Annotated in this window: 11 protein-coding genes and 3 pseudogenes; 10 read left to right on the top strand and 4 right to left on the bottom strand. The window is 68.8% G+C overall.

Going from position 1 to position 10,904, the window contains the following annotated elements; genetic code table 11:
* Positions 1-350 precede the first annotated feature (350 nt).
* Positions 351-1,175 (top strand): annotated as a pseudogene (locus ACLB9X_RS34120) (IS5 family transposase); the annotation flags it as partial.
* Between the two features lie 134 nt (positions 1,176-1,309).
* Positions 1,310-1,528, top strand: a complete 219-nt coding sequence (locus ACLB9X_RS34115) for a hypothetical protein (RefSeq protein ID WP_410364299.1) — start codon at positions 1,310-1,312, stop codon at positions 1,526-1,528.
* A 211-nt stretch (positions 1,529-1,739) separates the two neighbouring features.
* Here the strand turns inward: ACLB9X_RS34115 and ACLB9X_RS34110 are convergent, their stop codons facing one another.
* Positions 1,740-2,051 carry a hypothetical protein gene (locus ACLB9X_RS34110; RefSeq protein WP_410364298.1) on the bottom strand — a complete coding sequence of 104 codons (312 nt, stop codon included), beginning with the start codon at positions 2,049-2,051 and terminating at the stop codon, positions 1,740-1,742.
* A 192-nt stretch (positions 2,052-2,243) separates the two neighbouring features.
* On the opposite strand from ACLB9X_RS34110, the gene ACLB9X_RS34105 reads away from it, so the two are divergent.
* Positions 2,244-2,606 (top strand): hypothetical protein, encoded by a 363-nt coding sequence (locus ACLB9X_RS34105; RefSeq protein ID WP_410364297.1) that lies wholly within the window; start codon positions 2,244-2,246, stop codon positions 2,604-2,606.
* Positions 2,599-3,141, top strand: coding sequence for a hypothetical protein (locus ACLB9X_RS34100; RefSeq protein ID WP_410364296.1), 543 nt, complete (start codon positions 2,599-2,601; stop codon positions 3,139-3,141). The genes ACLB9X_RS34105 and ACLB9X_RS34100 overlap by 8 nt, the downstream gene beginning before the upstream one ends.
* 198 nt (positions 3,142-3,339) lie before the next feature.
* On the opposite strand, the gene ACLB9X_RS34095 is transcribed toward ACLB9X_RS34100, so the two are convergent.
* A complete protein-coding gene (locus ACLB9X_RS34095) occupies positions 3,340-4,467 on the bottom strand; it encodes an NADH:flavin oxidoreductase (RefSeq protein WP_410364295.1) in 1,128 nt (375 codons plus the stop codon).
* A gap of 114 nt (positions 4,468-4,581) precedes the next feature.
* Between ACLB9X_RS34095 and ACLB9X_RS34090 the strand changes: the two genes are divergently transcribed.
* Positions 4,582-5,025 carry a MarR family winged helix-turn-helix transcriptional regulator gene (locus tag ACLB9X_RS34090; protein WP_410364294.1) on the top strand — a complete coding sequence of 148 codons (444 nt, stop codon included), beginning with the start codon at positions 4,582-4,584 and terminating at the stop codon, positions 5,023-5,025.
* Between the two features lie 230 nt (positions 5,026-5,255).
* Here ACLB9X_RS34090 and ACLB9X_RS34085 read toward each other — a convergent pair whose 3' ends face one another.
* Positions 5,256-5,621, bottom strand: a complete 366-nt coding sequence (locus tag ACLB9X_RS34085) for a MerR family transcriptional regulator (protein WP_410364293.1) — start codon at positions 5,619-5,621, stop codon at positions 5,256-5,258.
* A gap of 90 nt (positions 5,622-5,711) precedes the next feature.
* Between ACLB9X_RS34085 and ACLB9X_RS34080 the strand changes: the two genes are divergently transcribed.
* From ACLB9X_RS34080 to ACLB9X_RS34060, 5 genes and pseudogenes are all read left to right on the top strand, one after another.
* The gene (locus tag ACLB9X_RS34080) at positions 5,712-6,305 is read left to right on the top strand and encodes a hypothetical protein (protein WP_410364292.1); all 594 of its coding nucleotides are present in this window, start codon (positions 5,712-5,714) and stop codon (positions 6,303-6,305) included.
* A gap of 241 nt (positions 6,306-6,546) precedes the next feature.
* Positions 6,547-6,675: pseudogene (locus tag ACLB9X_RS34075) on the top strand (AhpC/TSA family protein); the annotation flags it as partial.
* Positions 6,676-6,794: 119 nt separating this feature from the next.
* Positions 6,795-6,955, top strand: a pseudogene (locus ACLB9X_RS34070) (integrase core domain-containing protein); the annotation flags it as partial.
* Positions 6,956-7,050: 95 nt separating this feature from the next.
* The gene (locus ACLB9X_RS34065) at positions 7,051-8,235 is read left to right on the top strand and encodes an FG-GAP-like repeat-containing protein (RefSeq protein ID WP_410364291.1); all 1,185 of its coding nucleotides are present in this window, start codon (positions 7,051-7,053) and stop codon (positions 8,233-8,235) included.
* Positions 8,236-8,445: 210 nt separating this feature from the next.
* On the top strand, positions 8,446-9,804 hold the full coding sequence (locus ACLB9X_RS34060) for a hypothetical protein (protein WP_410364290.1): 1,359 nt from the start codon (positions 8,446-8,448) through the stop codon (positions 9,802-9,804).
* A gap of 711 nt (positions 9,805-10,515) precedes the next feature.
* On the opposite strand, the gene ACLB9X_RS34055 is transcribed toward ACLB9X_RS34060, so the two are convergent.
* On the bottom strand, positions 10,516-10,779 hold the full coding sequence (locus ACLB9X_RS34055) for a hypothetical protein (protein WP_410364289.1): 264 nt from the start codon (positions 10,777-10,779) through the stop codon (positions 10,516-10,518).
* Between the last annotated feature and the right edge of the window lie 125 nt (positions 10,780-10,904).

Here is a 10,904-nt window from a genome sequence, read left to right as displayed (position 1 = left end):
GTACGGCTTGCGTTCACTCACCCCACCGATTCCAGCAGGCCACCGGCATCGGACCGGCACGTTCCGCCTCCGTCCACACCATCAGGCGACACCAGAACAACTCATATACTCACGAACCGCCCACTGAGAGGGCGTTTACATGGGTTTGGCCGAGAAAGCGGCTTTCGCTACTACCCTACTTTGCTCCAGTCTGCGAGGTTCGCGGTTTTCGCCCTTTCATGCCACTCGGAGCCTGCCGCCCGTTTCGCTCGCTTCTGCTGCTGGAATTCCGTCTGGTTTGAGGATGCGACAGAACCGCCCGAAGATCAGCGGAACGGCACCTTCCGGCCTTCCCGTGCCGACGCTACGGCGTGAGCCAGCGGAAGCCGTACCCCAGCGACCTGTCCGACGCCCGATGGGCCTTGATCGAGCCGACGTTGACGGCCTGGCGAAAAGCCCGGCTCGAGCGCAGACCCACCGGCCAGCCGGCAAAGGTCGACCTCCGCGACGTGTTCAATGCCATTCTCTACGTCAACCGCACGGGAATCCCCTGGAAATACCTCCCGCACGACTTCCCGAACCACGCCACCGTCTACGCCTACTACGCGGCCTGGCGCGACGAGGGAATCTTCGCCCAGCTCAACTACGACCTGACCGGCCTTGCCCGAGTGAAAGAGGGCCGCAAGCCCGAACCGACCGCCTCGGTCATCGACACCCAGAGCATCAAGACCTCGACCAATGTACCCCTGACCAGCCAGGGTACCGATGCCGCCAAGAAGATCGTCGGCCGGAAGCGCGGCATCCTCACCGACACGATCGGCCTCATCCTCGCTGTGACCGTCACCGCCGCCGGCCTGTCGGAGAACGCCCTGGGAATACGCCTCCTCGACCAGGCGAAGGCGACGTACCCAACCATCTCCAAAAGCTGGGTCGACACCGGCTTCAAAAACGCCGTCGTCGAGCACGGTGCCAACCTCGGAATCGACGTCGAAGTCGTCAACAGAAACCCGGAAATCCGCGGGTTTCACGTCGTGAAAAGACGCTGGGTGGTAGAGCGGAGTATTGGCTGGATCATGATGCACCGCCGTCTCGCCCGTGACTACGAGACCCTCACCGCCAGCTCCGAAGCCATGATCCACATCGCCTCGATCGACAACCTCGCCAAACGCATAACGGACGAGACCACACCCACCTGGGACCTACTAGGGCATCAAGGGCAATCTGCCTACTTTAAACGCCCTCTGAGAACGCCGACCTGGGCCAAGCCTCCCTGCACAGCGCGAACCTCAGTCACGCGGTTGTCACTGAGACCTCCTTCTCGGGGACGAAGGTGAACGCGCGCACCTGCTGGCCGAAGGGGTTGACGCGCGCGCAGCTCGAAGAGCTGCTCAACGGGGTGGTAGTGCAGCGGTATTTCGACGACAAGAGCGGGCGGCTCCTCACATTGCGGGAAGACCTCGGGGAAGACGACGTAGTCGGCGGCCAACAGGCGCCGCGTTGCGACCTTTGGAAGCACGGCCGGCGCGTCCATCCGGAATGGGAGCCGTAGGAAGGGGCACCTCTGGCCTTGTCCAGCTGCTTCGTCGGCGACCATCCCCACCGCCTTGGACGCCTTCGCCGCCAGGAACAACGGCCTGGTGCCACCCTCGGCGCCCGCGAACTCCTCAAGCTGGCGGGCGCGTTCGGCTGTCCTTCCATGTGACCGCGATGCGCCGGCGGTCAGGGGCGGCAACGGGGTCGGTGATCCCGTCCGTGTCGCCTCAGACGGGCCGCATCACCTGGGCCAGGCCCTCTGGAGTGTCCTTCACTTCCGGCGGCGGGCCAGGGTTGCTCTGCTGGACCACACCAGCGAGGGTGACCTTGCCCGTCGCCTGGGGCAGCGGCAGATGCTCAGTTCGGCCGTCGGTCGGCCCGCCGATGAAGGTCACCAGAACAGTGATCACGCTCGGGTCCATCGAAGCTGTTGCCGCCACACGCTTCCCGCCCGGGGCGGCTGCTTCACTCTCCGAGCTGCCGCAGCCCACGAGCGCAACGAGCAGGCCGATACAGCCCGCCACCTTGGATTTGTGCACTCACGCATGTTGCCAGGACCAGGCCACCCCGGGGTCGTCACCTGGAACAGGGGGAAGCTGGACTTCGGCGCCGTGCAGTCCCGCGCCCGCCTGCTCGACACCACGGGCTCGGCCCCTTCAGCGAAATACCAAAGCTCCGCGGGCAGTTGACGGAGCGTAGATCCGTGGCTGAACCGCTTCACCAGCCGGGACATGTACAACGGCGCCCTGGCCGACATGGGTCTGGGCAGCGACCCCTTCACCGGCAACCACTACGCCTTCACCGGTGGCAACCCGATCAGCAATGTCGAGATCGACGGGTACTGGTTCGCCCTCGCCATCCCGGTGGTCGCCGCGGTCTTCGTCGCCGCGGTGGTTGTCACGGCCGCCATCGTCGCCAACCGGGCCACGGCCGCGGAGGCCTGCCTGACGAAGGAGTACCTGAAGAAGAACTCGCACGGGAGACAATCTCGGCACACAGATGGACAGCGGCGGTGCGCCGACGCCCACGGGGAGCACCCCATGGCGCGGACCGGCGAGGACCGAATGGACACAGAGCGAGGTACCGATGAGTGAGCCGACCGACCTGGACACCCTGCGACGGCTCATGCCGCCGCCGACGGACGGGGGCACGACGGTCGACTGGGAGGCCCTCACCGCGTCGTGGGGCAAGCCGTTCCCGCTCGACTACCGGCGCTTCATGGAGGTCTACGGCGCCGGCGCGGTGCAGAACTACCTGTCGATCGGCAGGCCGGACCCCAGGGTGCCGCTGGAGCAGGCACCGCGGGACGGCATGGTGATCGAGACGGCGAACGCCGAGGCCGACTGGGAGACGGAGGAGAAGACACCCGAGCTGGAGGGCACTTCTCCGGTGCTGATCACCTGGGGAGTCGACGCCACCGCGGACATGCTGTGCTGGGACGCGTCCGACGACGATCCCGCCGAGTGGCCGGTCGTGGTCTATCGGCGCAACGGCTCGCTGTGGAGCCGCTATGACTGCGGGATGGTGGAGTTCCTCGTCCGCAGCTTCCGTGCCGAATGGCCGGAGAACCCGCTGGGCGGCGAGTTCCTCTGGGGTGTGAGTGAGGTGACGTTCCAGGCACGGAACTGACGCCCCCGCAGTGAGCGCCGCACGTACGGAGATCCGGACGGTCGGCGCTTTCCCGGGACCGTTGCAAGACGTGGTCATGTTTGGTCAGGCCGCGAGCAGTTGATGCAGGCGCTCGGCTGGGGTTTCCCCAGCCGAGCGTCTTGCATGGGCGGCGGTCGAGCTCGGCGGCGACGGTGGGGTGGGGCTGAGGCGCAGGTTCTAGCTCAGCGTCTTCAGCGCCGTCGCGTCGTACGGCTTCAGCTCCTCGAACCGGTCCCCCAGGACCTTCGCCGCCCACTGCGGGTCCTGGAGCAGGGCACGGCCGATGGCGACCAGGTCGAACTCGTCGCGCTCCAGGCGGTCGAGGAGGTTGTCGATGCCCTGGACAGGGGCGCCCTCGCCCGCGAACGCGCGGATGAAGTCGCCGTCGAGACCGACCGAGCCGACGGTGATGGTGGGCTTGCCGGTGAGCTTCTTCGTCCAGCCCGCCAGGTTCAGGTCCGAGCCTTCGAACTCCGGGAGCCAGTAACGGCGGGTGGAGGCGTGGAAGGCATCGACGCCGGCCGCGGCGAGCGGGGTCAGGATCGCCTCGAGCTCCTCCGGTGTCTCGGCGAGCCTCGCGTCGTAGGCCTCCTGCTTCCACTGCGAGTAGCGGAAGATCACAGGGAAGTCGGGCGAGACGGCCTCGCGGACCGCGGCCACGATCTCGGCCGCGAACTTCGTACGGTCCACCGGGTCGCCGCCGTAGGCATCGCTGCGGCGGTTCGTCCTCGCCCACAGGAACTGGTCGAGGAGGTAGCCGTGGGCGCCGTGCAGTTCGACGCCGTCGAAGCCGATGCGCTCGGCGGCCTTGGCGGCCTCGGCGAAGGCGCCGATGACGTCGTCCAGGTCGCGCTGGGTCATCGCCTTGCCGGCGCCCTCGGTGCCGTCGACGCGGATGCCGGAGGGCCCGACGGCGGGGGCGTCGGCGAAGGGCGGCTCGCCCTGCTTGCGCACCATGCCGATGTGCCACAGCTGCGGCACGATCGTGCCGCCCGCCGCGTGAACGGCCTCGGCGACCTTCGCCCACCCCGCCAGCTGCTCCTCACCGTGGAACCGCGGCACACGGTCACTCTGCCCGGCCGATTCGTGACCGACGTAGGTGCCCTCGGTGACGATCAGGCCCACCCCCGCAGCGGCGCGACGGGCATAGTACGACCGCACGTCCTCACCGGGGACGCCGCCCGGCGAGAACATGCGTGTCATCGGCGCCATCACGATGCGGTTCGGGACGGTCAGGCCGTTCAGGGCGACAGGCCGGGACAGGATCTCGGCCGCGCGGGAGGCGGGGGACACAGTGACGGTCACGGGGATGCTCCTCGCAGGTACTTGACTACCTTGATGCTTGAGAACTTCAGGCAACGAGCCGACGGTAAAGGCAGTTATTTGAGATCGTCAAGCTTCGTGGGTAGAGTGCATCCCATGTCAGGACCTCCCCGCGTCGACACAGCCCAGCTCATGGAGCTGCTCTCGGTGTCGCTCCGCGCTTACTACGGCGATTTCACGGTCGCGGCGGCGAGCGAGAACCTCACAGCGAGCCAGGGCAAGGCGCTGACCGTGTTGCGCCGGGGACCCGCTGCGATGCGCGCCCTGGCCGACACCTTGACCTGTGACGCCTCCAACATGACCGGGATCGTCGACCGGCTGGAGAAGCGCGGCCTGGTGCGCCGTGAGGCCAGCGCCTCCGACCGGCGCGTCAAGAACGTCGTCCTCACCGCCGAGGGCGAGCGTGTCACCGACGCGATTCGTGCGAAGATGCGCGCCACACGGGAGGGCCTGGACAGGCTCAGCGACCAGGACCGGGACTGCCTGTACGCCCTGCTGGAACGAGTTTTCATCTCCCCGTCGCCGCCTGACCGGGGGTGACCTGCGGCCCACCGTGTCGATCAGCCGGCCTGGGCCTGTTCGGCTTGGGCCTTGGGCCTGTTCGGCTTGTGTCTTGGCGTGAGCGAGGCGGTAGGGCGCGGTGCCGGTCTGGACGGATGTGTCCTGACAGCGACCGTGATCCGGTCACGATCACCACGAGTTGATCTTCACCGCGATCGACCGGGACGCCGGTCGCGACGTCATCGCCGACGCGGTACTCAACCTCGTGCTCAGCCCACTTGGTCTGCCGCCCGCAACGGGCATCCGGTGCCGACGCGAGCGTCGAGGTCGGCCCGAAGGGCGGCGAGCTCGGCCATGCGCGCGTCGATGACCTGGATCTTCTCCTCGAACAGCGCAGACAGTGCTTGCGCAGCGTCCGGCGCGTCGCGCAGTTCCTCGCCGTGCCGTGCGATCTCCGCCAGTGAGAATCCGAGCGTCTGCGCGGTGCGGACGTAGTGCAGCCAGGCCACTGTCTCGGGCGCGAAGTCGCGATAGCCGTTGGCCAGCCGACGACCTGTGACCAGGCCGACCTTCTCGTAGAACCGAATGGTGTCCTTGGTCATACCCGCTTGCGCGGCCAGCTCTCCGATGCGCATGACCCTCCGTCAAATGCGGGCTTGACCTTGGAGCGTACTCCACTGTTTACGGTGAGGCGTCGCTGTCGTGAGACCAGCAGGAGCCTCGTTGTGATCCGTCTTTTTGCGCCTTCCCGCTTTACCTATCTTCGCGTCGTACGCGCGAGTGCCTGGTACGACCTCGTCGTTACGGCGGGATTCGCGACGCCGTGGACGTACGCCCTGCTGCACGGCGGTCTGTCGTCGTTGGGGCGGGCGCTCGGGCTGGGCGTCCTGCCCGCCCTCGACCCGGTGCAGACCCTGTACGCGAATCTGATGGGTTCGGTCGTGGTGGTCTGGGCCCTCCTGCGCATCGTCAAGCCGTTGCCGGTGCACGGACTGCTCGATGGCGTCGCGCGCACGCTGTTCGCGACGTGGCAGGCGTACGCGCTGGCCCACGGCGCCACGCGGCTGCTGTGGCTGTTCTTCGTCGTCGAGGTGGCGTTCGGCCTCGCCCAGCTTGTGCCCTGGTGGCTGAACCGGCGCACCAACCTGGTGGACCTCGCCGGCCGGGCCGATGAGCCACCCGCTCAGCGCAGCGAGACCGCCCCCGAGGGCATCGACGTCACGTCCCCCGGGGACTACACGGCGGATGCGGCAGAAGCGGAAGAGAAGGCGGCCCCCATGCTCCGTCCCGGCACTTCACCTGCAACGAACCCCAGTTGAGCCGGATCCACGCACCTCTACGCCGCCGCCCGGACGCCGATCGAGTCCAGGGCGGCGGTCATCGTCTTGCCCAGCGTCGCGGCATCCGCACCGGCACGGGAGCGCAGGTTGACGCCATAGGCGAGCAGGCTCCGACACCGCCAAGCAGTACGGCCTCGCCTTCGACCTCCCCGACGACCTCGCCGCCGTCTACGACAAGCTCGGCTTCGACCTTCAGCGCGTCAACGCCGGCCACCCGCGCACCCTGCCGCTGCCCGCCACCTACGTCATCGACCGTGACGGCGTGATCCGCTGGGCCTTCGTCAACACCGACTACACCACGCGCGCCGAACCGGCCGACATCCTGCACAGTCTCGACGCACTGAGCTGATCGCCGGTCAGCCGCCTTCTCGGATGTCCCATCTCGGCGTTCTTGACGGCAGTGAACGCCGAGGCGTGGCTGCCGGGCCGCGATGTCGCTGTCCGTGATCTGTCGCCGGGGCATAGGGTCTGACCGACAACGGCACTGCTACACCGCGCGCCTGTGGCAGGAAACCCTCGCGGCGGCCGGAATCGCACACAAGCGAACCCGGCCCTACCGGCCACAGACGAACAGCAAGGTCGAACGCCTCAACCGCACCCTGCTCGACGAATGGACCTACGCCCGCCCCACTATGCCCCCACCTGCACGCCGCCCGGCCTGCGGGATATGTTCCTCCCGCGGCGCGTCGAGATCGGTCTCCGCGCCGCGTAAGGGAGGGAACCTATGCGCAAGACCCTGCTTCGGCGCGCGGCCGCGTTGGCCGTGACTCTGGGGCTGGCCTCACTCGGGCTGCTCGGTGCCGGCGCGGCGCCCGCGCAGGCCGCGATCAGCGACTGCCCGTCGGGATACTTCTGTGCCTGGCAGAGCGACGGCAGCGGATCGATGTTCAAGACGAACACAAACAAGGCCACCCTGGGCACCTGGGACGGAAAGTTCCGGACTGTCTTCAACCGCACGTCCTCAATCGCCTGCCTCTACGACCAGCGGAACTATGAGACTCCGGGCTACCACTGGGTCGAGCCCGACCCTTATGCGACCAGCTTCGGGGACATGCTCTCCACCAGCTCGATCAAGTTCGTGCGGACCGTGCGCGAGTGCGAGACGGACGCCTACCCCGGCTGGGTGGCGACGATCTCGCCCAAGGCGAGCGGGTTCGGCGACATGAACGCCGACCGGCGGGCGGACATCGTCGTCCGCGACGAGGTCGGGCGCCTGTGGTTCCTGCCCGGCGACGGCACCGGGCGTCTGATCGGCTCCGGCGGCTGGAAGGCCTTCGACGCCCTCGTCCGGCACGGGGATTTCAGCCGCGACGGCCGCGAGGACGTGATCGCCCGCGAGAAGGCCACCGGCAAGCTGTGGCTCTACCCCGGCACCGGCAGCGGTGGCCTCGGCGCGCGCAAGCTCATCGGTACCGGCGGCTGGAACTCCATGGGCCAGCTCGCCGCGTTCGGCGACCTGTCCGGCGACGGCCGCTCCGACCTCTTCGCCGTGGAGAAGGCCACGGGCAAGCTGTGGCTCTACCCGGGCACCACGTCCGGCACCCTGGGCGCACGCAAGCTCATCGGCACCGGCGGCTGGAACGGCATGAACGCCCTCATCGGCGCTGGTGACACGACCAGCGACGGCCGCGCCGACCTGGTCGCCCGCGAGAAGGCCACCGGCAAGCTGTGGCTCTACCCCGCCACCACGACGCGGACCCTGGGCGCGCGCAAGCTCATCGGCAACGGCGGCTGGAACTCCATGCAGCCGATCCTCGGCGTCGGCGACACCTCCGGCGACGGACGGCCCGACCTGGAGGCTTCGGACGGCTATCTGCTGTGGCAGTACCAGGGCCTCGCGACCGGCGGCCTGCGGAAGGCCGACTACAACAGCGGCTGGTGGGGCCTGGAAGGCGCTACCGCCTTCTGACCCACCCGCGGGGGGTCCGCGTCTGTGGAGGCCCCCCGCACACGGGTCGACCGGCATCCGTGGCACCAGCCGCCGGCCCGCAGGTCCGGTCCCGAACGGATGTGTGCCCGGCCTGCTTGACGGGCCGGGAGCATCATTCCAACCGTGCTGTGTTCGAAACTGCCAGTGGTATCGCAGGGCTGTCAGAGGTCGGCGCTATGGTGCGTGGCCGTGGACTCTGCTGATCTTGACTCTCGGGCCCGGACGCGGTCCGGCTGCATCCCGCCGGAACTGGTCTCCCGGCTGCTCCACCACGGCCATGCAGCCGTGGTGGAGGAGTGGGCCGGACGTGGGGAGTGGTTCTGCGCGCTTGTGTGGGCGCGGCTGCTGGGCGAGCGGGGCCGACAGGCCGACGCACTGGAGGTGCTCGCCCCGTACACCGCTACGGGCTGGTGGACGGCCGTCGTAGCGACCGCCGAGCTGCTGGAGGGCTGGGGCCGGATCGAGGAAGCGATCGAGACCGTCCGGGCCCGGATGGCCGTCGGGCACCCGATGGCGTTGGAGGCCTACACGCGGCTACTTGCCCGGCACGGCCGCGCCGGGGAGGCGTTCACCATGCTGCTGCCGCACGCCGACGACTGGGCGCTCGCCACCGCCCTGGTCGACGTGGCCGCCGTCGCCGGCCGCGACGAGGAGGCCGCCGCGCTGTTCGCCGCCCGGATCCGGGCCGACCACCGCTGCGACGGCCCGTGGTGCTGCCGCGGCCTCGACCCCGACACGGCGATCGGCCTGCTCGCGACGATCCGCGAGCGCCAGGGCCGCATCGACGACGCCATCGCCCTGCTCAGGCACCGCCGGCAGATCACCTCGGTCAACAACCGCGACCAGCTCGCCGACCTGTTGGCCCGGCACGGCCGGATCGAGGAACTGCGCGCCTACGCGGCGACCGACGGACACGGGGAGGCCGTACAGCGGCTGGCGGAGCTGCTCGAGGAGCGCGGCGACGTTGGGGGCGCGATCGCTGCGTACGGGCAGACCGACGGACCCGCGGCCTGGAACCCGAACTCGGCTTACGAGCTCGCGCAGCTCCTGGCCCGGCACGGCCGGGGCGACGAGGCGATCGCCGTGATGCGCGCCCAGGCCGACGTCCACCACGGCGACGACTGGATTCTGCACGCCCTGTCCGAGTTGTGTCTCGACCAGGGGCGCCCCTCCGACGGCCTGGCCCACCTCGACGCCCTCGGCGCCGCCCGCGGGGGCGAGAATGAGTGGGAGCTGTTCTGGATGCGGCTGCCGCTGATCGCCGCCTGCAGCGGGGTCGACGAGGCGGTTGAACGGGCCCGAGCCCACCCCGAAGGCACCACTTGGTACGCGGCGGAACGCATCGCTCGGCTTCTCGCCGACGCCGGGCGCACCGAAGAAGCCATCGCCGTTCTTCAGCAACATGACCGCAGGAACAGCCACGACCTGGCCGGCTACTTCATCGACCTCGGCCGTATCGACGAAGCCCTGGCCGTCCTTCAGCAGCCCCGCCCCCCAACGCCCGCTGTACCGACGACACACCCATGGTCGGCAGATCCCCCGTTCTGAGGTCCTGCCCGGTCCGGGCTCGTTGGGATGGCGGCCCGTCATCTGAGGCATGCCGGTTGCCCCGGGGGTGGACCTGCGCCGTCGTTGTTCGGCCGGGTGTGTTCCGGTCCGGCGGGCTGCGAGGTATGCGCTCCAGTCGGTGGCGGCGCGTTGGCGCCACTGCTGGGCGGTAACGACGTGGAGGCCGAGTATGGGGCGAGGACTGCGGGCGGAAGGTCCTGGGCGGGTTGGACCAGCGCGGTTGTGCCGGGCGGGCCGGACGGGGATGTGGTGGGCGGCCAGGCGCGGGGCGAGAGCGGTATCGGAGACGTGCTTCCGTACGGTCGCCGCCGACCTCGTCGCCTCGTAAGGCACCGAGGACAGCCCCGCCGAGGCGGACCCAGTCGGGTGCCCAGGCCGGAGCCGTGCTCAGTGCCCCGGCGGGCGATCAGCGGCTTCACGCCCGGATCCCGGTCACCTGCGACAAGGAGGCCGCACTCTGAAAACGCAAAGACACGACCTCGCGGCTTCTTCACGTCCTGGCAAGGCACGGCTGCTGTTCTTCGAGCAGTCCCCGAGCGTGCACCCGACGCTCGTTCTTCGGGCTCGCGGTGGCGGGCTGAGAGCAGGGAGCCCGCGCCGTGCGAGGGGTCGCACTCGGCCGTCACGCCTTTCTCGGAGACGCCAGGGGAGTCACCTACTTGATCACGGCCGTCGATCCGGGCGCGTTCACTACAAGACGTACAGATGCGGGTAGATCATGATGATCCTGTACACCGCGAGGGCCAGGTACACCCCGGACACGATGAGCATGGCGCGTACCTTCCGAAGCGCCAGGGCCGCACCGGTTTCCGCGAGGAACGACAGCGCGAACAGTCTCACGCCGAAGTCGATGTCGCTCTCGTCGGGACGGCCGGGGAAGGCCCCGGGGTGGTCCGCCTCGTAGGTCGCCATCCAGCTCAGTCCCAGAAGCGCGAAGGCGAGGACGTGGAGCACGGGCCTTCCCCCGCGGAAGTGGACACGCGTTCGGGGTTGTCATGCGGCCAGCGTGAGCCTAGCGGACTCCTGCTGGTGCCGGTGTTCGAAGTCCACGGGGCTGAGCTGCCCGTTCGCGGAGTGGC

The sequence above is a fragment of the Streptomyces sp. 5K101 genome, assembly GCF_046506645.1.
In the GTDB taxonomy this organism is placed as follows: Bacteria; Actinomycetota; Actinomycetes; order Streptomycetales; family Streptomycetaceae; genus Streptomyces.
The sequence above is the reverse complement of the archived record's forward strand: the minus strand, read 5'-3'. Positions and strand labels throughout refer to the sequence as shown.

Bases quoted from the DNA above. Each gene is read 5' to 3' on its own strand.
- ACLB9X_RS34105 (WP_410364297.1), top strand. From the start codon at position 2,244: ATGTACAACGGCGCCCTGGCCGACATGGGTCTGGGCAGCGACCCCTTC.
- ACLB9X_RS34100 (WP_410364296.1), top strand. From the start codon at position 2,599: ATGAGTGAGCCGACCGACCTGGACACCCTGCGACGGCTCATGCCGCCG.
- ACLB9X_RS34090 (WP_410364294.1), top strand. From the start codon at position 4,582: ATGTCAGGACCTCCCCGCGTCGACACAGCCCAGCTCATGGAGCTGCTC.
- ACLB9X_RS34085 (WP_410364293.1), bottom strand. From the start codon at position 5,621: ATGCGCATCGGAGAGCTGGCCGCGCAAGCGGGTATGACCAAGGACACC.
- ACLB9X_RS34065 (WP_410364291.1), top strand. From the start codon at position 7,051: ATGCGCAAGACCCTGCTTCGGCGCGCGGCCGCGTTGGCCGTGACTCTG.